The organism is Actinomyces sp. HMT 175, from assembly GCF_016694895.1.
Lineage (GTDB): Bacteria > Actinomycetota > Actinomycetes > Actinomycetales > Actinomycetaceae > Actinomyces > Actinomyces oris.
The window spans coordinates 2,746,344-2,766,627 of the sequence record NZ_CP068012.1; the positions used below are offsets into that span (position 1 = coordinate 2,746,344).

A 20,284-nucleotide genomic window follows, 5' to 3' on the forward strand; every position below is an offset into this window, starting at 1 on the left:
GCACCTCAGGCAGCGCCGGCGGGCCTCGATCACGATAAGAGTGGCACGCCAGACACTGTGTCACGTCGACGTCACGGCGAGGACAGTCCTACGATGGCACGCGTTCCATTTCCAACACGGAGACTGACCCATGGGTGTTATCGAAGCACCGCAATGGCTTCTGCCCGCCTTCACCCGCTCGGTGAAGGCGATCGGCGCCACGCAGCCCCCAGAGGCGATCGGCTCCGCCGGCGAGCTCCTCATTGAGCGCTGGTCCACACCGGATCGTCGCTTCCACAATCTTCGCCACCTCATCGACATGCTCGCGCGGGTCGATGAGCTGGCCGAGGAGTCGCACGACCCGGACATCATGCGGGTCGCCTGCTGGTACCACGGCTGCGTCTTCTCCTCCGACGTCGAGGAGGTCATCCGCGGCAACGGCGGCGAGGACGAGACCGCCTCGGCCGCCTTCGCCGAGGCCGACCTGCGTCACCTGGGTGTCCCGATGGAGACGGTCAAGCGGGTGTGCAGCCTCATCGTCAACCTCAAGCGACACATGCTCGCCGATGACGACATCGACGCCCAGGCCCTCATCGACGCCGACCTGGGCACCCTGGCCGTGGACCCCCAGACCTACACCGAGTACGTGCGGCTTCTGCGCGAGGAGTACTCCCACATCCCCGTGGAGGAGTACCTGCGCGGCCGCCTGACGATCGTCTCCCGCCTGCTGGACCGCGATCATCTCTTCCACTCCCCGCTGGGCCAGCGCTGGGAGCACCCGGCCCGCGAGAACCTGGCGGCCGAGCAGCGACGTCTCCACGAGAAGCTCGACAAGCTCACCGATGAGCAGGGAGTGCAGGCCGTTCCGGCGGCTCCGGAGGCCGGGGCCGCTCAGGAACCGGCGCGTCCCGCACCGGCCGCCCCCGTGGGCGATCCTGCCGGCGCCACCGCCCCCGTTCCCGGGCAGCTGCGCGAGGCCGCCGAACGCGCCCCTCGCACCCCTCCGCTGGGCCTCCAGGCGCTGCCCGCCGAGGACCCCCTGGCCGGCCCCGCCCAGGACGGCGACACCCTGCGTCTGAATCCCACCGAGCTCAGGGCCCTGCGGGCCACGGTCCCTCCGTCGAGCGCAACGACACCCGCCGCCCCGGCCACCACGGCGTCCTCAGGATCGCCGGCGGCTCCGGCATCATCCTCCTCCCCGTCGAGCGCCTCCTCGCCGCGCACCCCCGCCCGCGGGATCCCGGCCGTGGCCTCGGCACGCCGCCCCGTCGAGGCGCCCGCTGAGCGCGGCGAGGGGCGCGAGGACAAGGACGGCGAGGAGGCGATGACGCACACAGCCTCCATGGAGTCGTGCATCGCGGACCTGGACCTGCTCATGTGCTCACGCAACCGCTCCGACGACGGCGAGGACCGCCGCGCCCGGGTCCAGGCCGAGCGGGACAAGCTCACCGAGAAGCTGCGGGCCAAGACCCAGGAGGCCAAGGAGCTGCGCGAGGCCCGCACCGGCGAGATCGCTCCCATCACCGAAGAGATCATCGACGACGGCGCCGGGGACCTCTGAGGCTCCGGCCTCCCCTTCCCTCAGGGACGGCCCGCCGTCTGCGGGGCCACAGGCCACGATCTGCAGGCCCCCTCCACAGGGCCGGATCCTCGCCCGGTACGCCACCGGCCGGGCCCCTACCGTGAGAGGCACAGCGCGCACCTCGGTGCACCACCAGCACACCGCGCACGGCCCTCGGGCCGCCTCTCACGAAAGGACGCCCCTCATGCCCACCTACTCCGTCGATACTGCCGCGGTGGCCGACACCGCCGCCCGGACCCGTACCCGCATCGCGACGATCCAGACCGAGGTCGATGGCATGCGGGGAGACATCGGCCTGCTCCAGTCCTGCTGGACCGGGACGGCGTCGGACTCCATGGCCGCCTGCGCGGCCGACTGGCACCTCACCCAGATCCAGGTGCAGTCCAACCTCGATCAGATCAGCCTGGCCCTGGACAACGCCGCCGTGTGCTACGACGACGCCGAGACCTCCAACCAGGGCCGCTTCGCCGGCTCAACGCCGGCTCCCGCACCCACACCGGCTCCCGCGCCCACACCGGCTCCCGCACCGGCCGCCGGCTCGGCGCCCTTGGGCGCCTGGTAGGAGGCGCCGACGGCAAGGCTCGCTCAGGACTGCGCCGTCTGACCTCAGCGTGAGCGCCACCCGGTCCTGCCGTCACAGGCCCGGCCGACCCGCTCAGTACGGACAGGTACGGATACGGCGGCGGGCCGCCCCTCACGTGTGTGAGAGACGGCCCGCCACGGTTCCGGGACCGGCCGACGTCGCGGCCGGGCTACCGGGTGATGACTGGCTCGTCGGCAGTCGCGTCGATCAGTACATGCCACCCATGTCGCCGGCGCCGCCGTCGGCCGGGGCGGCCGGGGGCTCGGGCTTGTCGGCCACGACGGCCTCGGTGGTCAGGAACAGACCGGCGATGGAACCGGCGTTCTGCAGGGCGGAGCGGGTCACCTTGACCGGGTCGGCGATGCCGGCGGCCAGCAGGTTGACGTACTCGCCGGTGGCGGCGTTGAGGCCCTCACCGGTGGGCAGGTTGCGCACGCGGTCCACGACCACGCCGCCCTCGAGGCCGGCGTTGGCAGCGATCTGCTTGAGCGGGGCCTCCACGGCGACCTTGACGATCGCGGCACCGGTGGCCTCGTCGCCCTCGAGCTTGAGGGTGTCGAGGACCTCGGCGGCCTGGAGCAGGGCGACGCCACCACCGGCGACGATGCCCTCCTCGACGGCGGCCTTGGCGTTGCGCACGGCGTCCTCGATGCGGTGCTTGCGCTCCTTGAGCTCCACCTCGGTGGCGGCACCGGACTTGAGGACGGCCACGCCGCCGGCCAGCTTGGCCAGACGCTCGGAGAGCTTCTCGCGGTCGTAGTCGGAGTCGGAGTTCTCGATCTCCATGCGGATCTGGGCGGTGCGGGCCTCGATGGCCTCCTTGTCGCCGGCGCCCTCGACCAGGGTGGTGTCGTCCTTGGTGACGACGACCTTGCGGGCCTGACCCAGGTCCTCCAGGGTGGCGTTCTCGAGCTTGAGGCCGACGGTCTCGGAGATGACCGTACCGCCGGTGAGGATGGCCATGTCCTGCAGCATCGCCTTGCGGCGGTCACCGAAGCCGGGGGCCTTGACGGCCACGGACTTGAAGGTGCCGCGGATGCGGTTGACGACGAGGGTGGCCAGGGCCTCGGCCTCGACGTCCTCGGCGATGATGGCCAGCGGCTTGCCGGTCTGCATGACCTTCTCCAGCAGCGGGAGCAGGTCCTTGACGTTGGAGATCTTGGACTCGACCAGCAGGACGTAGGCGTCCTCCAGGACGGCCTCCTGACGGTCGGGGTCGGTGACGAAGTAGGGGGAGATGAAGCCCTTGTCGAAGCGCATACCCTCGGTGACCTCGAGCTCGAGGCCGAAGGTGTTGGACTCCTCGACGGTGACGACACCCTCGTGGCCGACCTTCTCCAGGGCCTCGGCGATGAAGGCACCGATCTGCTCGTCGGCGGCGGAGATGGAGGCGGTGGCCGCGATCTCCTCCTGGGTCTCGACCTCCTTGGCGTCGGCCAGCAGGCGCTCGACGACGGCCGCGACGGCCTTCTCGATACCGCGGCGAACGGCGATCGGGTTGGCGCCGGCGGCGACGTTGCGCAGGCCCTCGCGCACCAGGGCCTGGGCCAGGACGGTGGCGGTGGTGGTGCCGTCGCCCGCGACGTCGTCGGTCTTCTTGGCGACCTCCTTGACGAGCTCGGCGCCGATCTTCTCGTAGGGCTCCTCGAGCTCGATCTCCTTGGCGATGGTCACGCCGTCGTTGGTGATCGTGGGGGCGCCCCACTTCTTGTCGAGCACGACGTTACGGCCCTTGGGGCCCAGGGTGACCTTGACGGTGTCGGCGAGGGTGTTGAGGCCGCGCTCCATGCCGCGGCGGGCCTCCTCGTCGAAGGCGATGATCTTGGACATTGAGTTTCCTCCACTGCGTGGTAGGGGCGGCCGGTTCGTGCCCGCGACGGACGGATCGGTCCCGGGCGTTCACGTCACGCCCGACGCCGGCCCTCACGTTCCAGCCTGGATGAACTTGGTGCATTCAAGGATGCTTTGTCACTCGAGGTGCCCGAGTGCTAACCGCAATGCTGGCACTCTCAGCCCTTGAGTGCAAGGAGCTCAGTTCTCATCGGCACTGAATCCTCCGACGGCGAAGCAGGGAATCCCGCCGGGCCCGCGGGTGGGCCAGCGGGAGGTCCCGCAGCCGGTCCTGCCTAGGGGCGGCTGCCTGAGTCAGGAGGGCGGGGCCTCGGCCCGTGAGGCGGTGGCCAGCAGGATGAGTGCGCAGGTCCAGGCCAGGGGCGCGGGCCCCGCCGGGGCGCCGTCGGCCAGGACCTTCTCCGGCAGGGCGCCGGCAGCGGTGCGGTGCGCCTCGAGCCACGCCAGCAGCCGGGTCCCTTCCTCCTCCATTCCAAGCGCCAGGGCCGACCAGGCCATGAGGGCGGTCTCCGGTGTCCAGGAGATACCGTCATCGCGCCAGCCCGCTCCCGGGGCGAGGCCCCCGGTGGGGCGGTGCATGCGTGCGGCCGCCGTCTGCCGCACTGTTCGGGCCCCGGCCAGCGGCCGGGTGAAGGGAGGCAGGACCAGGGCGATGGCGGCGTCGACGTCGTCGCGCTGCAGGTGGCGGCCCCAGGCGGGGGCGAAGTTGCGCTCCATGGCGCTGCGCACCGCTGCCGCCCGCTCGGCCAGGGCATGAGCGGGGCCGCCGAGGTCGATCCCGGCCCGGGCCAGCGCCGTCGCCGCCTCCAGCCCCAGGAGCACCGGAGCGGCCGTCCCCAGGGTGAGGACCGTCTCGGCGACCTCCCAGTAGTCGGGCGAGGCCGCCGGCAGGTGGGAGGGCGTGTTCGTGATCCCCAGGAGCCGGGAGGCGGCGCGCGCCAGGGGCGCGCCCAGGCGGTCACGCAGGTCGGCGGCGGGAACGCCGTCGGCCAGGAGCCGGCCCGCGGCCCACAGGAACCATCCGGCGCCGTCAGCCTGGGCGGGGCGGTTGTCCGGCACGCGGCCGCTGCTGGTGTAGCGGGCCTCGAAGCCGCCGTCGGCCCGCTGCCAGGAGGCCAGGTTGCCCAGAACGCCCAGCGCCTCATCGGCCAGGTTCACGGCACTGAGGGCGGCCGCGGCGAAGGCGGCGTCCCGGGGCCAGACGTAGCGCCAGATGCTCATGGGCGCCGCCACGACCGCACCCGTGGGGAAGACCTCGGCCCCCGGCGGCAGGGCTTCGCGCGAGTCGCGCCCCTCCCGCCCGGTGCCCCCGGCAGGGGCGGAGGCCGCGTCGACGGCGGAGGTGGGAGTCGGGGGCGGCGTCGACCCGGCGGAAGGTTCGGCAGACGGGTCAGCAGGGCCGGCGGGGATCATCGGACCGGGCATGAGTGCCGGTCCGGTCAGGGCCAGCAGGTCGGTCAGGGCGCCGTCGGCCAGGTCCGCCCACCGGCCTTGAGGAAGGCGGGCAGCCTGGCGGCGGGCGAGCGCCTGACGGGCCAGGGTGCTCTGCTGCGAGATCGTCAGGCCCCACGGTTCGGGGGCCCGAGGCAGGCGGGTCCCCGGGACGTAGGCAACAGTGTCACCCGGGGCCAGGGGGTACAGGCCCCCTCCCCCGCCCACGACGAGCCCGCCGCTCAGCAGCGTCGGGGCGCGGCGGCCGAGGCCCTCCAGGCGCGAGCCGCCCCAGAGGACCGCGGCGGCGGTGAGCGGGACCGCCGCGGCGAGAGCCAGGAACCGACGACGCCCGGGAAGCGCCAGTGGCCTCATGCCCCTTTACTGAGGCTTGTAGTCGTCACGCAGGATGACGGCGATCGAGGCGCCCTGGGTGTTCTCCGCGGTGCCCTCCACCACGTTGCTGATCCCGAGGCGCTTGCCGACCTCCTCGGCCGCGGGCCGGGCCTGCGGGGAGCTGAAGTAGACCGTCGACTGGGCCGGCTCCGCGTTCTCGTAGATCCCGGGGATGACCTCCACCGCGGTGAAGCCGCCGTTGGTGAGCTTCTCGCTGGCCCCCTTGGCCAGGCCGTCGGTGTTCGTCCCGTTGGCCACCGAGACCCCGGTGTTGAAGTCCACGTTGCCGGAGGCGCTGGCCGAGGCACTGGGTTTGGCCGAGGCGGCGCCGCCCTTGTCGCCCTTGTCGCCCTTGCTGTCCGCGTTCTTGTTGCCACCGGCCTGTCCGCCCTGGGCGGGCTGAGAGGAGGAGACCGCGTCCGACGAGCCGGAGCCTCCTGAGCCGTTGAGGAACAGCGTCACCGCGCCCCAGGCGAGCGCCGGGACAATGATGATGATCGCCAGCAGCGGCACCCAGCTGCGCCACCTGGGCACCTGGGCACGGTGCACGCCCACAGGAACCGGGCCGTCATCATCGCCGACGTCGAACTCGTCCTCGGGGTAGTCATAGTTGCTCACGCTCACAAGATACCGGTCCGAGCGTCATTCGTCGGGTATTGCTCACCACGTCCGGCTCACAAGGCGGTGACATCGGGCCCGGCAGATTCCTGCGGTGTGACAGGTGGGCCGTTAGGCTCGCAGCGTGACATCCGCCAAGCCCCTGTCCGAGATCATCGATCCCTCCTGGGCGCGCGCCCTGGCCCCCGTGGAGCCCACGGTCCATGAGATCGGGGAGCGGCTGCGCCAGGAGGTGGCCTCCGGCGTCGGGTACCTCCCGGCGGGGACCGACGTGCTGCGCGCCTTCACCTACCCGATGGAGGACGTGCGCGTCCTCATCGTCGGACAGGACCCCTACCCCACCCCGGGTCACCCCATGGGGCTGAGCTTCTCGGTGGCGCCCGGCATCAAGCCGCCGCGCAGCCTGGAGAACATCTTCCGCGAGCTGGTCAGTGACCTGGATGTGCCCAGGCCGACGTCGGGGGACCTGACGCCGTGGTGCCGGCAGGGCGTCATGCTGCTCAACCGGGTGCTCACCGTTCGCCCGGGGGCACCGGCCTCGCACAAGGGCTGGGGCTGGGAGAAGGTGACGCAGCGGGCGATCGAGGCCCTGGTGGAGCGCGGCGGCCCACTCGTGGCGATCCTGTGGGGGCGGCCGGCGCAGTCGCTGACCCCGATGCTGGGGCAGACCCCTATCATCGCCTCACCGCACCCGTCCCCGCTGTCGGCCTCGCGCGGGTTCTTCGGCTCGCGCCCCTTCAGCCGCGCCAACGCGACCCTTACCGAGATGGGGGCCGCACCCGTCGACTGGCGCCTGCCCTGAAACGACGTCGGGACCGGCCCGGCCACCTGCCGACCAGGCCTTACTCCACGAGGGGCGGGATCCAATGACCAAGGGTTATCCATACTGCACGAACCCCCGACCCCCATGCAGTACACCCACCCCTCCCCCAGTAGCACCCCAACCTCGTGCAGTACAACACCCGCAGGCCTCACACCCCACCAGGCAACAGCACCGACCCCCGCGCCCGCAGCTCCTCGCCCCATCTGGCGTCTTGCCGGCATTGCAAGATCAACAGACTCCGTCTGAGAGTACGCAGCCTCGCGTGTACCCGACGGTCGACGGCGGCTGCCCTTGCTTCATGGAACAAGCTCAGCCGATCCTCGAGGAAGACGCTGCCCCAGCAACGATGCCTCACGCAAGCCGGCCTCTAGACGCATACCCGCCCATTCCAGCTCCTGTCGGGGCCGGAGGCGCGAGACCTCCGCAGGAGGGAACTTCGTCAGAATCTTGGCGCCGAGCTGGCCTGGACGCATCATGTCTCCGTAGGACACGCGCAGCACCGTCCACCCCTGCGACTCAATCCTGTCCTGGCGCCGTTTCTCCTTCCACAGGTCCTCAGCCCCCTGGTACTTCTTCCTGCCGTCAGCCTCAACGACGAGTCTCCTGTCCGGCCAGCACATATCCACCCACCAACGCCCCTCGGAAGTCTCGACGGGGTACTGCACCTGCGGGATCGGCAGCCCAAGAACCAGGACCAGCCAGCGCAACGCGCTCTCAAGCGCCGACTCGGAGAACGGCGTCGCCAGCCCCAGCACCGCTCGAGCCTGAGCCACCCCGCGGCGTCTCGGCTCACACTTGAGCGTACGGGCCCATTCCTGCCTCACTCGATCAATCGCCGCCGAGCACAGCTCGGGCCGCTCCCGGTCCGGTTGACAACAGCGACGCAGCACCGAGTCGGCGATGGCGAGCGCATTGTGCGCTGGTTCGTCGAAGGCGCAGTCATAGGCCGTGCGCACCGCCGTCGTCGTCACCGTCTCCCCCACTGACTCGACCTCATGCGGCATCAGCTCAAGACGGCGTCGCCACAGATAAACGTCCCGGCACCCGGAGGAGTCTGAGGGTCCCTCAGAGATCAGCGCGGGTGTACCGCGGGCCGGAACCCAGATACGGGGCAGAACGGTATGGACCTGGTTCGGGGCGCTGGACACCGCGAGATAGACATCGGGCTCCTGGGAGAACATGTCGAGCTCAAGCGCCAGAGCCGCTGATGTGTGCGACAGATAGGCCGTGGACAGCTGGGAGCGCTGGGCAACCACGGCCCGCGCCAACGACAGGGTGTAACGGTGCTGCCAGCGCTCAGCATCACGATCCGGCAGCCAGTAGTATCCACGGGCCAAACGGATCCACGAACGCGGGGGAAGACAGCCTCGGCGGGAGCGGCGAGATGTGTGCAGCAGACGCGGACGTAGATCAGAGACAGTGCCGGGGGCTGAAGGTCGCGGAGTCATATCTCAAGGTTGCTTACTGCGACGGCACGGGTCACCCGCTGCGATCAGCCCTGTGGATTAAGGTCGCATTCGCGCACCTGTGGTTCCGCACCCGACCTGGAAATCCGCACTCCACGAGGGGCAGGAGCCACTTGTCCTGAGACGACGTCGGGATCGACCCGACCACCTGCCGGCCATGCCCCACTCCACGAGGGGCGGGATCCAATGACCAAGGGTTATCCATACTGCACGAATCCCCGACCCCCATGCAGTACACCCAACCCTCCCCCAGTAGCACCCCAACCTCGTGCACTACACCGCCCACCGGCCTCACACCCCACTAGAAGACAGCACCGCCCCCGCACCTGATACGCCGCATCGGCTCGCAGCAGGTCGGCCGACTGCCCTGCTCCTCTGACCAGCAGCGCAGTAGCCCGCTCAGCGCAGGCCAGCCCCCTTGCTGGAATCGCGCCCGTGAGAACTGCTCAGCCGGCGAAGGGCGAGTAGAAGGAGAACACGAGACCTCCGATGCACTCAAGCGCACCAAGCCACTGAAGGGGGATGAAGAAGAAGGTGTGGATGTTACGTCCCGCCCGTTCCGCATTGCGGCTCTCACCGGCCACGACCTGCTCGATCTGCTGAGCAGCCTCCGCCTCGGAAGACGGCTCCGGGGCACCGGGAGCCATCTGGAAGGCATCGTTGGCCACTCGCTCCCACAGATCGGCCCGCAGCTGGTTGCGGAAGTCCTCAGCATTCTGAGCCGGGCGAATGATGTTGAGCCACCGACCAAGGAAGAAGTTGGCCACCCCTGCCAGCAGAAACCCTATTCCACCGCCCAGCGCTGACGCCGACTCGCTGGTCCCCAGCAGTGCGTGCACGACTGCCAGAGTTCCGAATACTCCCGCCAGAGTGACAAACAGACCCAGAATTCCCCAGCCACGCCAAATAATCATGGAGGCAATATAAATGCTTCCGCCTTCACTGAGTGCCGGAGAGACTGTGACCTTGGCCGGCAGGCCGCCACCGCATAGCGCTCGCCCTTCCGGCCCACCACCAGGCCGGGCCGACGACGGCCGGGCCGCCCCGCTCGGAACGCGGCCGGGGCCCATCTGGTAGACACGGCCTCATGTCCGCACGCCAGTCAGACCAGTCATCCCACGTTGCTCAGCCCATGGACGCCGCCTCCACCGGCGTCGTCCCCGGTGACGCCTCACCCGCCGCCCCCGACTCGCAGGCCCCGGTACCGTCCCGGGCCCGCCACGCCGCCGGCCCAGCCACGATCGACCTGAACCAGATCGCCCAGTTCCTGCCGCGCACCGGCATCGGCACCGACGTGCACGCCTTCGCAGCCCCCGACTCGGGCACCCCCATGCACCTGGCCTGCCTGGAGTGGCCCGGCGAGGTGGGCCTGGCCGGTCACTCCGACGGCGACGTCGTCGCCCACGCCTGCTGCGACGCCCTGTTCTCGGCCGCCGGACTGGGCGACCTGGGCTCGAACTTCGGCACTGCCGAGCCCCAGTGGAAGGGGGCCTCCGGGACTGCGCTCCTGAGCGAGGCCGCCCGCCGGGTGCGCGAGGCCGGCTTCGAGATCGGCAACATCGCCGTCCAGCTCGTGGGTGAGCGCCCGCGCGTGGCCGCCCGCTCCGCCGAGGCATCCCGGGCACTGTCCGAGGCCGCCTCCGCCCGGGTCTCCTTCTCCGCCACCACCACTGACCACCTGGGTTTCCTGGGCCGCACTGAGGGCCTGCTCGCCGTCGCCACCGCCCTGGTCTACCCGGTCCCCGACGCCGTTCGCCCGGTCGTGGGTTAGCCCTCGAGGTCGTACCCCTAACCCTCGATCCCGAGGCATAAGGTACGACCGCGACGTCGAGCACCTCGGGAAAAAGTCCTGGTCCTGGTAGACACCGGTGGCGGGCGGCCAGGTAGCCTGTGCCTGTGAGCATCACCCCCACTGAGCCCCCTGAGTCCGCGGACCCCACCGACTCCGCCGACTCCGCCGCCCAGGCGGACGCGCCGGCCCTGCGCCTGTACGACTCCGCCGCCCGCGCGATCGTGCCGCTGGCCCCCACGGCCACCCCCGGCCTGGTGACGATCTACCTGTGTGGTGCCACCGTCCAAGGCTCGCCCCATATCGGCCACATGCGCAGTGGCATCGCCTTCGACGTCCTGCGCCGCTGGTTGGAGCGCTGCGGCCAGGAGGTCCGCCTCATCCGCAACGTGACGGACATTGACGACAAGATCCTCAGCAAGTCCGCCGCCGCCGAGCCACCGGTGCCGTGGTGGGCCTGGGCCCAGCGCTTCGAGCGGGAGTTCGACGCCGCCTACCGCGCCCTGGGCGTGGACGCCCCCACCTACGAGCCGCGCGCCACCGGCCACATCCCCGAGATGGTCGACCTGGTCCAGCGCCTGCTGGACGCCGGCCACGCCTACGTCGGAGAGTCCGGCAACGTCTACTACGACGTGCGCTCGCTGCCGGGCTACGGCTCCCTCACCAACCAGCGCCTGGAGGACCTGGCCACCACCGAGGACGAGTCCCAGCTCGATGACGACGTCGAGGCCGACAAGCGCGACCCACGCGATTTCGCCCTGTGGAAGGCCACCAAGCCCACCGAGCCGGCCGACGCCGCCTGGGACGCCCCCTGGGGTCGGGGCCGGCCCGGCTGGCACCTGGAGTGCTCGGCCATGTCACGCCGCTACCTGGGCGAGACCTTCGACATCCACGGCGGCGGCATCGACCTGCGTTTCCCCCACCACGAGAACGAGCAGGCCCAGTCCCACGGCGCCGGCTGGGGCTTCGCGCGCCACTGGGTCCACAACGCCTGGGTGACCATCAAGGGCGAGAAGATGAGCAAGTCGCTGGGCAACTCCCTGGTGGTGGCCGAGCTGCTCAAGCGCTACGACGCCGCCGTGCTGCGCCTGGCCCTGGGTACCGTCCACCACCGCTCCACCGTGGAGTTCTCCGAGGAGACCCTGGCCGACGCCGCCGCCCTGTGGGAGCGACTGTCGGGCGCGATCCTGCGGGCCTACGAGTTCTGCGACGGCGGGGACGCCAACGCCGTCGACGCCTCCGCCGAGCAGGTGCGCGCCCGGGCCCTGCCGGCCGAGTTCACCGCCGCCATGGATGAGGACCTCAACCTGGCCGGCGCCATGGCGGTCATCCACGCCACCCTCAAGGCCCTCAACGTGGCGCTCACCCAGGCCGCCCCGAGCGGCGGTCAGGGGGCCGACGACGCCCTGCGCGCCTCGGTGACCGGCCTCGCCCTGGACCTGCGTTCCCAGCTCGACGTCCTGGGCCTGGACCCGCTGGCCGAGCCCTGGCGCACCCGGGTGCTCGACGGCGCCGGCTCCTCCCAGGGCGGCGCCGCCATGGAGGCCCTCGACCGGCTCATCCGCCACGACCTCGACGAGCGGGCCCAGGCCCGCGCCACCAAGGACTGGGCGCGCGCCGACGCCCTGCGCGACAAGCTGACCGGGGCCGGCGTCGTCGTCGAGGACTCCCCCTCAGGCGCCCGCTGGCACCTGGCCTGAGCGGCCCACCCACCACCCACGACTCTTTCGCATCAACTCGTACCGTCACGAACAGGAGGCCGGATGCCCGGCAACGAGCAGTACCCCGGCGCCAAGCGCCGCCCCGGCTCGAAGAAGGGCCCCACGAAGGGCTCGGGCGGCCAGCGCCGCAAGGGCCTGGAGGGCAAGGGCCCCACCCCGCGCGCGGAGAACCGCGTCGGCCACCCCAAGGCCCGGGCGAAGGCCCGCGCCGAGTCCCGGGCCGCCCAGCCCACCCGCGCCAAGCAGCTGGAGAAGATCAAGCGCCGCTTCGACGTGCCCGAGGGCCACGAGATCCTGTGCGGGCGCAACGCCGTGGCCGAGGCCGCCTACGCCTCGGTGCCCATCACCCGGGTCTTCATGGCGGTCTCCGCCCAGTCCGACGAACGCCTGGGCGCCGTGGTGCGCCGCGCCGCCCTGCTGGGCGCCCCGGTGCTGGAGACCACCAAGCTGGACCTGGACGCCCTGACCGACTCCGCCACCCACCAGGGCGTCGCCATCGAGGTACCCGCCTACGAGTACACCACTGCCCGCGACCTGCTGGAGCGCGCCCGCGCCCTGGGCCACACGCCGCTGCTCGTGGCCCTGGACCAGGTGACCGACCCCCACAACCTCGGCGCGGTCCTGCGCAGCGCCGGGGCCTTCGGGGCCGACGGCGTCATCATCCCCGAGCGCCGCTCGGTGGGCGTCAACGCCACCGTGTGGAAGGTGTCGGCCGGCGCCGCCGCCCGGGTGCGCGTGGCCCGCGAGACGAACCTCGTGCGCACCCTGGAGCAGCTGAAGAAGGAGGGCTGCTTCGTCGTCGGCCTGGACGGCTCGAGCAGCACGGTCATCGAGGACCTCACCCTGGCCGACTCACCCCTGGTGCTGGTCACCGGCGCGGAGGGCGCGGGTCTATCCCGCCTGGTGCGCGAGACCTGCGACGTGCTGGCCTCGGTGCCGATCAGCCGCAGCGTGGAGTCCCTCAACGCGGCCGTGGCCACGGGTATCAGCCTCTATGAGGTCGACCGCCTGCGGCGTCGGGCCGCCGGCGCCGGCAGCTGACCCCCGCCGCTCAGGACCGGCCCAGCCCCGACGGAGCCTGCCGATCCGATGGATCCGACGGATCCGGCCACCCCGGCAGGAAAAGCGCCCGGTTTACACTTCTCCAAGACGGCCCCGTTGCTGACACAATGGGCCGCATCCGATCCACAGGAGGTCCCCATGGCCCAGGACGCTTCGCAGCGCTGGAACCGCACCGACGGCGTGCTCATCGCGCCGGGCACGACGCCGGAGGCGGTCGCCGACGCCTTCGCCGAGCGCGGGGTGGTCGTGCGCCTGGAGTGGTTCCCGGCCACCACCCACCTGCTGAGCCTGACCCTCATGACCGACGTCGAGGGCCGGGTCGCGGTGACGCCGCCCTCGCGCGGGGGCGTTGTGCCCGGCCCGAGCGTCAGTGAGCTCGTGGAGTCCCTGGCCCGGCAGTTCACGGCCGACGTCGCCGTGGGCCCGGCGACCTTCAACGCCCTGCCCGACGACGTCGAGCTGCCCTCGATCACCCACCACGGCTCGGCCAGTGCCCGCACCGTGGTGATCTCCCCGATGAGCGCCTACATGGTGCCGCTGCAGGCCACCCTGTTGGAGCGGCCCCTGGCGGTGGCCTCGACGCCGAGCCTGGACCGCCGCATCGTCATGTACTCCGGTGAGGGCACGGAGCTGGGCACCTTCGGCTGGGACGAGGAGTCCCTGCCGGCCCTGGTGCTGACCTCCGACTCCGAGGACATGTCCATCCGCGCCATCCCCACCGGGGACCCGGAGGACGACGCCGTCTTCTCCTGGGGCATGACGTCGCGCTACGTGTGGGGCGGGGTCAAGGAGCCCGGACCGGCCCTGAGGTCCCTGGTGGATGAGCTGCTGGCGGACCTGACCGATGCGTCGGGGATCGTTGACGCCGTCCCGGGCGCGGACCTGGAGGCCGCGGCCGCCGCCATCGTCAAGCCCGGCATCGACGGATTCGCGGCCATGCTTGAGGCCCTGGGCCTGCCCGACTGGGTGCTGGAGGTCCTCACCGGCCGCCTGGCGCCGGTGGAGGTTCCCGGCGTCGTCGTGCACGAGCCGCGCGGGCTGTCCAACGCGGTGGGCCGCAGCGTGGGCCTGCTGCTGGCCGACCCCTCCACCCCGGGCTCGGCCTTCTGGCAAGGCTATGTGCGCACGGTGACGGACAAGCCGTGGGCGGTGCGGGGCGCCGCGCTGCTCGAGGCGGGTCTGGGCGGCGCGCTCGTGGGGGCCGCCGTGCGCCGTCGTCGCTCGACCGGCAGCATCCCGGGCGGGATGGCGGCCGTGGGGGCCTTCCTGCTGGTGGACGCCATCACCGAGGTCTCACTGGCCTCCTGGACGCGTCACCGCGAGCTGCGCCGCCGCGCCGACGAGGAGATGGCCCTGGTCGCCGAGGAGCTCGGCGCCTAGAAGCGTCACGCTGCAGGGCGGGCTGGTCAGTCAAGCCCCTCGAGGTAGGCCCTCAGCACCCTGCGGGCGTTCACGGGCGCCGCTCTGGCCGCCTGGTACATGAGCAGGGCGTCCACCAGCCCCACCAGGTCGGGAGCGTGAGCAGAGGCCTGGTTGATACCCGCAGCAAGGAGTATCCGCTCGGCCAGATGCGTCAGCGGCTGCCTGACCGGCGCTTCCGCCGTGAGCAGCTCCCGGAGCTCGACGTCCTCGCGCAGCTCGAACAGCAGAGCCCCACGCGCGGCCTGGGCGTCCGCGCGCCGCGCCATATGCTCCAGGATGCCGACGACGATCTCGGCGGCCTCCTGCCGGCTGACCGACGCGGGGATCTCAAGGTCGTTGATGTCAGCCTGTGAGCCCTCGGAGAGGCGGTTGACCACGAGCGCCAGCAGATCACGGCGAGTCCGGGCGTAGTAGGAGGTCGACCCGCGGGGCAGTCCCGCCTCCGTGTCGACCTGCAGATGAGTGAGGGCATGCACCCCGTCACGGGCGATGAGCCCGATCCCGGCATCGCCGATGTGCTCCCTGCGCCCCATCGTGCCTGCTCCTTGCCTTCCGACCACAGTGACCTCTACGATCATAGAACACTCTATGATCGTAGAGGTCTACGCGACGGCCGGATCGGGCCATGAGGAGGCGACCGCAGTGAAGGTGGCAGTTATCGGGGCAGGTGACTCAGGGAAAGCCATCAAGCGAGCCCTGCAGGCGGCCGGGGCGCAGGTGACGCTGCACTCGCGCCGTACCGGCTTCGACATTCTGCGCGACGACGGAGCTGTTGCGCTGTCCGGCGCGGACGTCATCGTGGAGGCCACCGGACGGTTCACCACCAGCAAGAGGGTCGCCACCGAGTTCTTCACGCGCTCGACCCGCGCCGTGTCCGCGGCCGCGAACGCCCTGGGAGCCAGGCACGTCCTACTGTCGATCGTCAACTGCGACCTTCCGGAGGTGCAGGGCTACGGCTACTTCGCGGGCAAGTGCGCGCAGGAGCGGCTTGCTCAAGACTTGAGCAAGCGCATGTCACTGGTTCGCTCGACCCAGTGGTTCGAGTTCGCTGAGCAGAACATGGAGCGCATGCGCTACGGCCCCGTCTCACTCGTTCCCTCGATGAGGATGCGTCCGGTCAGCCTCGACTCCGTTGCCGAGACGGTGGCCCGGGCGGCCCTGAGCGAGACCGACGGTCAGACCTACCACGTCGCAGGACCGGAGATCATGACGCTGTGGGAGATGACCACACAACTGCCGAGCCTCGTGGCGAGGCCGGTTCCCCTGGTGGTTCCCACCGGCTGGGGACTCGCTTTCCGTCGCGGCGCACTGGTTCCCAGCGACGACGTCCCTGCAACGGGTCCCACCTACGCGCAGTGGCTACAAGAACGGCGCCGCCTCTAGCCAACAGGATCAACGGTGGAGGCAGGCACGCTCACCCTGGCGGGGTCGACGTGTACTGCGCGCCGTTGGGCTATTGCCCCAGAGGATGGAGACCGTGGGGGCCTTCCACGCGTCCGGGGACATTTCTCTACGGCCGGGGACCTTCGACGCCGTCGGGGACGGAAATCCTGTCCCCGGACGCGCGAGGTGTCCCCCTCCGGGACGGAATGCACCCGGACGCGCGCAATGTCCCCGCCCGTAGGCCACAGGTGCGCCGACGGACTACTCAGGCATCCCCCGGCTCAAGATAATCAGCAACGGCACCACGAAAGTCGCGCCAGTGACGAGAATAGACAACAGCACCACCAGCACGAAGATCAGCGACCCCTTCTCGGTTCGGGACATGCCGCGGTGCTTTCCTATGCTCAGCGCCCCCGGGTCGCCACGAATGATCGAGGCGCGGTAGAACACCGGGACCACCTGGCCGGGCTGCACGACGAACTCAAGACGCGGCTTGGGACTGAGGAAGGCCGCGAAGTGGTAGGAGACGACTGTCACCGGCCCCGGCGGCACCGCGATCCTCACGAACTGGCCCGCGGACAGGCGCATCGACCAGCCGTTGATCGTGATGGACACGGTGCTTTTGCCCGGCAGTGAGATGGACGGGTCGAAGTACAGGTCGATGAAGGCGCTGTTGTCCGGCGTGGCCCCGGGCAGGGCCTGAAAACCTTGACTGTACGCACTCATCCCAGCTCTCCCTCAGTCTTCACTCGATACGCAACGCCGGCTAGGACGCGCCCAGGCTGTTGAGAAACCAGAACACCAGCCCCATGAAGATGGCGAACACGGCCATCGAGCCGAGAATGACGGCGAACATGATCTTCATGGAGTTGAGATCGTTCCGCTCGGAGGGCGAGAGCCCCTCGAACCTCTGGAACGTCAGTGATCCCGGGTTGCGCTCGAAATGGGAAGCCCGATAGAACACCGGCACCCTCTGATCGACATGCACAGAAAAGTCAAGCCGTGCCGTCGAACTGTAGAGGAGCTGGTTGATCTGCTGCACAACAATCGACACCGGCCCGGCCGGAACCGCCAACGCGACGGACTGACCGAAGCCCAGCCACAGCTGGTAACCATTGATGACGAGCGACACCCTCGACCTTCTGGGGTATCCCTTGACGGACGGGTCGAAGTACAGGTCGATGAACGCGCTGTTCTGTGGCGTGGCCCCGGGCAGGGCCTGGAATGCGGGCACGTCCTGGCTCATATCCCCGTCACGGCCCTTCTCGTCGCCTCAGCTGATGTGACGCCAGACTATCAACCGGCCAGGCGTTACCGGGCGCAAACGACGACGCACCAGCCGGCCTGCTGGGCGCTTCCTACTCCCCCTTGAACTTCATACCGGCGGTGAAGCCAAAGGGGTTGGCGGCGTAGTCGGCCAGGGTCTGCTCGTCGCGGGCGGCGAACTCGGCGTCGTCCTCGGGCATCGGCTCATCGGTGTCGTCGACGACGATCGCCTCCATCTCCTGGGTGTCGCCGACCCCCAGGTAGGCCCGCTCGTCACGGTGCTGGGGCAGCACCGTGGCCACATAGTCCTCCACCGCCTCCTGGGTGGTGACGTAGCGGTCCTGGGCCTCGGACATGTACCAGCGGTGCTCGAGAATCTCGTGGAAGATCTCCGCGGGCTCCAGCTTGCGGCGCATCTCGACGGGGACGGAGTGAATGGTGGGCTCGAAGACCTCCGCCAGCCACGAGTGGGCCACGAGCTCGATGGGGTCCTCGCTGCGGCCGGTGATGGCCCGGTAGGCCTCCAGGTCGTTGAGCATGCGCTGGCCCTGACGCTCCTGGACGTCCAGGCCAGTCAGTCGCATCACCTGGCGGTGGTAGTGGCCGGCGTCGACGACCTTGGGTTGAATGGTGATGTGGTTGCCGTCGGAGTCGGTGTTCATGGCGAGCTCGGCGACGTCGTAGCCCATCTCGTTGAGCTTCTCGACCCGGCGGCGCAGACGCCAGCGCTCATCCATGGAGAAGGACTCCTTGGCAGTGAGCACGTCCCACAGCTCGGTGTAGCGGCTGACGATCCGGTCCCCCACCTCAATGGTGTCCACGGTCGGCTCCAGCAGGGCGCCGGCCTGGAGGTCCATGAGCTCGCCGATGATGTTGGTGCGGGCCACGTCGATGTCGTAGAGGCGCTTGCCGTCCGTGAGCCCCTCGGGGTAGAGCTCCCCGGTCTCGGCGTCCACCAGGTAGGCGGCGAAGGCCCCGGCGTCGCGGCGGAAGAGCGTGTTGGACAGGGACACGTCCCCCCAGTAGAAGCCCAGCAGGTGCAGACGCACCAGCAGCACGGCGAGCGCGTCGATGAGTCGGGTGGCGGTCTCGGGCCGCATGTACTGGCTGAACAGCGCCCGGTAGGGCAGGGAGTAGGACAGGTGCTCAGTGACGAGCACCGAGTTGAGCTCCTCACCGGTGACGCTACTGCGGCCGGTGATAACCGCCGTCGGATGCACGCAGGGCGCCCCCAGGCGCAGCAGGTCGCGCAGGAGCTCGTACTCGCGGTGGGCCACGGACTCGCCGATCTCCTTGACCGCGATGACGCGCTCGGAGAGGTTGACGAAGCGCACGATGTGGCGGGACAGACCACGGGGCAGCGCGGCGAGGACCTCGGTGGGCCACTCCTCCAACGGCGTCTCCCAGGGGAGGTCGAGCAGCGCCGGATCAATGGTCGCCGCCGTGATCTTCATGGACTGGGACATGGGGTCATTCTTTCAGGCCAGAACCCAATTTGCTTTCCAAGACATGAGCCGCCGACCACACTTCTGACAGTGCCGGCCGCTGAACCTCCTCCGCCGGGCGCGTGGGCCACCGGCCCCCGCGGTGAGCGCGGCGACGGCGCCGCCCCCAAGGAAGGGGAACGGCGCCGTCGTGCTCAGCATCCTCAGGCGGGCAGGCGCTTGCCGGTGGAGGCGGAGAAGATGTGCTCCTGACCGGGGCGGATCCGCACGTAGACGGTCTCACCCGGCTCGGGGGCGGTACGCGGAGGCACGCGCACGATGATCTGGCTGGAGTCCTCACCGGAGCCGAGCTTGGCCTCGGACTCCTCGGCGCCGACGAGCTCACCGTAGATGTAGGCGTCGGAGCCCAGCTCCTCCACGAAGGACAGGCGCACCGGGATGGAGTGCTCGTCCTGGGCGGAGACGACGTCGAGCGACTCGGGGCGGAACCCGATGGTCACCTTGCCGCCGTCCTCGGGGGTGATGGCGTCCAGGGTCGCCTTGGACAGCTGGATCTTGGCGGCGCCGACGGTGGCGACGTCCCCCTTGACCGTGAACTGTCCCAGGTTCATAGCCGGCGAGCCGATGAAGCCGGCGACGAAATCGTTGGCGGGGTGGTCGTACATCTCGCGCGGGGTGCCGACCTGCTGGAGCACGCCGTCCTTGAGGACCGCGATGCGGTCACCCATGGTGAGAGCCTCGGTCTGGTCGTGGGTGACGTAGACCGTGGTGACACCCAGCGAGCGCTGGAGCGAGGCGATCTGGGTGCGGGTCTGCACACGGAGCTTGGCGTCCAGGTTGGACAGCGGCTCGTCCATGAGGAAAACCTTGGGCTTACGCACGATGGCGCGGCCCATGGCCACACGCTGACGCTGACCACCGGAGAGAGCCTTGGGCTTACGGTCCAGGTACTCGGTCAGACCGAGGATCTTGGCGGCCTCGCGCACGCGCTTGTCGATCTCGGCCTTGGGGGTGCCGGCGATCTTCAGGGCGAAACCCATGTTGTCGTGCACGGTCATGTGCGGGTAGAGCGCGTAGTTCTGGAAGACCATGGCGATGTCACGGTCCTTGGGCTGAACGTCGGTGACGTCGCGGTCACCGATGAGGATACGACCGGCGTTGACGTCCTCCAGGCCCGCAAGCATGCGCAGGGAGGTGGACTTACCGCAGCCGGAGGGGCCAACGAGTACGAGGAACTCGCCATCGGCGATCTCGAGGTTGAGAGCGTCAACGCTGGGGCGGTCATTGCCCGGGTAGATACGCGTGGCGTTCTCGAAAGTCACAGTTGCCATGAGTGGTGCTATCCCTTCACCGGCAGGTACGTGCCGGACGATCCGTCGTGAAAGGTGCCGATGCGTGTCCGCATTGACACGTGCCGCGATCAGCCGTTCGACCGCGGACGGGCTCATCTTGACACAGGTTTCCCGC

18 protein-coding genes are annotated in these 20,284 nt (G+C 70.0%); 8 read left to right on the forward strand and 10 right to left on the reverse strand.

Annotation, left to right across the window (positions count from 1 at the left end; translation table 11 throughout):
- Nucleotides 1–130 precede the first annotated feature (130 nt).
- Nucleotides 131–1,540 (forward strand): HD domain-containing protein, encoded by a 1,410-nt coding sequence (locus JJJ14_RS11390; protein WP_201444193.1) that lies wholly within the window; start codon nt 131–133, stop codon nt 1,538–1,540.
- A gap of 205 nt (nt 1,541–1,745) precedes the next feature.
- Nucleotides 1,746–2,123, forward strand: coding sequence for a WXG100 family type VII secretion target (locus JJJ14_RS11395; RefSeq protein ID WP_101559713.1), 378 nt, complete (start codon nt 1,746–1,748; stop codon nt 2,121–2,123).
- A gap of 228 nt (nt 2,124–2,351) precedes the next feature.
- Here JJJ14_RS11395 and groL read toward each other — a convergent pair whose 3' ends face one another.
- From groL to JJJ14_RS11410, 3 genes are all read right to left on the reverse strand, one after another.
- Complete coding sequence (gene groL, locus JJJ14_RS11400; protein ID WP_065361822.1) at nt 2,352–3,974, reverse strand: chaperonin GroEL; 1,623 nt, start codon at nt 3,972–3,974, stop codon at nt 2,352–2,354.
- 315 nt (nt 3,975–4,289) lie between these two features.
- Complete coding sequence (locus JJJ14_RS11405; RefSeq protein WP_201444194.1) at nt 4,290–5,801, reverse strand: glycoside hydrolase family 15; 1,512 nt, start codon at nt 5,799–5,801, stop codon at nt 4,290–4,292.
- A gap of 6 nt (nt 5,802–5,807) precedes the next feature.
- Nucleotides 5,808–6,446, reverse strand: a complete 639-nt coding sequence (locus JJJ14_RS11410; RefSeq protein ID WP_101587766.1) for a LytR C-terminal domain-containing protein — start codon at nt 6,444–6,446, stop codon at nt 5,808–5,810.
- A 118-nt stretch (nt 6,447–6,564) separates the two neighbouring features.
- Between JJJ14_RS11410 and JJJ14_RS11415 the strand changes: the two genes are divergently transcribed.
- Nucleotides 6,565–7,242 carry a uracil-DNA glycosylase gene (locus JJJ14_RS11415; protein WP_201444195.1) on the forward strand — a complete coding sequence of 226 codons (678 nt, stop codon included), beginning with the start codon at nt 6,565–6,567 and terminating at the stop codon, nt 7,240–7,242.
- A 317-nt stretch (nt 7,243–7,559) separates the two neighbouring features.
- On the opposite strand, the gene JJJ14_RS11420 is transcribed toward JJJ14_RS11415, so the two are convergent.
- Complete coding sequence (locus tag JJJ14_RS11420; protein ID WP_201444196.1) at nt 7,560–8,600, reverse strand: DUF559 domain-containing protein; 1,041 nt, start codon at nt 8,598–8,600, stop codon at nt 7,560–7,562.
- Nucleotides 8,601–9,175: 575 nt separating this feature from the next.
- Entirely contained in the window at nt 9,176–9,568 is a 393-nt protein-coding gene (locus JJJ14_RS11425; RefSeq protein WP_236592828.1) for a transcriptional accessory protein, read from the reverse strand.
- 293 nt (nt 9,569–9,861) lie between these two features.
- Between JJJ14_RS11425 and ispF the strand changes: the two genes are divergently transcribed.
- The 4 genes from ispF to JJJ14_RS11445 all read left to right on the forward strand — a co-directional run bounded on the left by ispF (nt 9,862) and on the right by JJJ14_RS11445 (nt 14,681).
- Nucleotides 9,862–10,500 (forward strand): 2-C-methyl-D-erythritol 2,4-cyclodiphosphate synthase, encoded by a 639-nt coding sequence (ispF, locus tag JJJ14_RS11430; protein ID WP_201445177.1) that lies wholly within the window; start codon nt 9,862–9,864, stop codon nt 10,498–10,500.
- Nucleotides 10,501–10,625: 125 nt separating this feature from the next.
- Nucleotides 10,626–12,218 (forward strand): cysteine--tRNA ligase, encoded by a 1,593-nt coding sequence (gene cysS / locus JJJ14_RS11435; protein WP_201444197.1) that lies wholly within the window; start codon nt 10,626–10,628, stop codon nt 12,216–12,218.
- Between the two features lie 63 nt (nt 12,219–12,281).
- Nucleotides 12,282–13,280, forward strand: coding sequence for a 23S rRNA (guanosine(2251)-2'-O)-methyltransferase RlmB (rlmB, locus tag JJJ14_RS11440; RefSeq protein WP_201444198.1), 999 nt, complete (start codon nt 12,282–12,284; stop codon nt 13,278–13,280).
- 159 nt (nt 13,281–13,439) lie between these two features.
- Complete coding sequence (locus JJJ14_RS11445) at nt 13,440–14,681, forward strand: hypothetical protein (RefSeq protein ID WP_075414415.1); 1,242 nt, start codon at nt 13,440–13,442, stop codon at nt 14,679–14,681.
- 26 nt (nt 14,682–14,707) lie between these two features.
- Here the strand turns inward: JJJ14_RS11445 and JJJ14_RS11450 are convergent, their stop codons facing one another.
- Entirely contained in the window at nt 14,708–15,256 is a 549-nt protein-coding gene (locus JJJ14_RS11450) for a TetR/AcrR family transcriptional regulator (protein WP_201444199.1), read from the reverse strand.
- A 55-nt stretch (nt 15,257–15,311) separates the two neighbouring features.
- On the opposite strand from JJJ14_RS11450, the gene JJJ14_RS11455 reads away from it, so the two are divergent.
- Nucleotides 15,312–16,106: an SDR family oxidoreductase gene (locus JJJ14_RS11455; RefSeq protein ID WP_236592829.1), complete on the forward strand. Its 795-nt coding sequence runs from the start codon at nt 15,312–15,314 to the stop codon at nt 16,104–16,106.
- 261 nt (nt 16,107–16,367) lie between these two features.
- Here JJJ14_RS11455 and JJJ14_RS11460 read toward each other — a convergent pair whose 3' ends face one another.
- The 4 genes from JJJ14_RS11460 to JJJ14_RS11475 form a co-directional block, all read right to left on the reverse strand.
- Nucleotides 16,368–16,832, reverse strand: coding sequence for a hypothetical protein (locus JJJ14_RS11460; RefSeq protein ID WP_201444200.1), 465 nt, complete (start codon nt 16,830–16,832; stop codon nt 16,368–16,370).
- Between the two features lie 40 nt (nt 16,833–16,872).
- Nucleotides 16,873–17,352: a hypothetical protein gene (locus JJJ14_RS11465; RefSeq protein WP_201444201.1), complete on the reverse strand. Its 480-nt coding sequence runs from the start codon at nt 17,350–17,352 to the stop codon at nt 16,873–16,875.
- A gap of 112 nt (nt 17,353–17,464) precedes the next feature.
- Complete coding sequence (locus tag JJJ14_RS11470; protein ID WP_070513438.1) at nt 17,465–18,838, reverse strand: DUF4032 domain-containing protein; 1,374 nt, start codon at nt 18,836–18,838, stop codon at nt 17,465–17,467.
- Between the two features lie 182 nt (nt 18,839–19,020).
- The gene (locus tag JJJ14_RS11475; RefSeq protein ID WP_003788927.1) at nt 19,021–20,148 is read right to left on the reverse strand and encodes an ABC transporter ATP-binding protein; all 1,128 of its coding nucleotides are present in this window, start codon (nt 20,146–20,148) and stop codon (nt 19,021–19,023) included.
- Nucleotides 20,149–20,284: the final 136 nt, after the last annotated feature.

Excerpts from the sequence above, each read along its gene's own strand:
- JJJ14_RS11460 (WP_201444200.1), bottom strand. The coding sequence starts at position 16,832 with ATGAGTGCGTACAGTCAAGGTTTTCAGGCCCTGCCCGGGGCCACGCCG.
- ispF (WP_201445177.1), top strand. The coding sequence starts at position 9,862 with ATGGACGCCGCCTCCACCGGCGTCGTCCCCGGTGACGCCTCACCCGCC.
- JJJ14_RS11475 (WP_003788927.1), bottom strand. The coding sequence starts at position 20,148 with ATGGCAACTGTGACTTTCGAGAACGCCACGCGTATCTACCCGGGCAAT.
- JJJ14_RS11445 (WP_075414415.1), top strand. The coding sequence starts at position 13,440 with ATGGCCCAGGACGCTTCGCAGCGCTGGAACCGCACCGACGGCGTGCTC.
- JJJ14_RS11470 (WP_070513438.1), bottom strand. The coding sequence starts at position 18,838 with ATGTCCCAGTCCATGAAGATCACGGCGGCGACCATTGATCCGGCGCTG.
- JJJ14_RS11450 (WP_201444199.1), bottom strand. The coding sequence starts at position 15,256 with ATGGGGCGCAGGGAGCACATCGGCGATGCCGGGATCGGGCTCATCGCC.
- groL (WP_065361822.1), bottom strand. The coding sequence starts at position 3,974 with ATGTCCAAGATCATCGCCTTCGACGAGGAGGCCCGCCGCGGCATGGAG.
- JJJ14_RS11455 (WP_236592829.1), top strand. The coding sequence starts at position 15,312 with ATGATCGTAGAGGTCTACGCGACGGCCGGATCGGGCCATGAGGAGGCG.
- JJJ14_RS11405 (WP_201444194.1), bottom strand. The coding sequence starts at position 5,801 with ATGAGGCCACTGGCGCTTCCCGGGCGTCGTCGGTTCCTGGCTCTCGCC.
- JJJ14_RS11465 (WP_201444201.1), bottom strand. The coding sequence starts at position 17,352 with ATGAGCCAGGACGTGCCCGCATTCCAGGCCCTGCCCGGGGCCACGCCA.
- JJJ14_RS11395 (WP_101559713.1), top strand. The coding sequence starts at position 1,746 with ATGCCCACCTACTCCGTCGATACTGCCGCGGTGGCCGACACCGCCGCC.
- rlmB (WP_201444198.1), top strand. The coding sequence starts at position 12,282 with ATGCCCGGCAACGAGCAGTACCCCGGCGCCAAGCGCCGCCCCGGCTCG.
- JJJ14_RS11390 (WP_201444193.1), top strand. The coding sequence starts at position 131 with ATGGGTGTTATCGAAGCACCGCAATGGCTTCTGCCCGCCTTCACCCGC.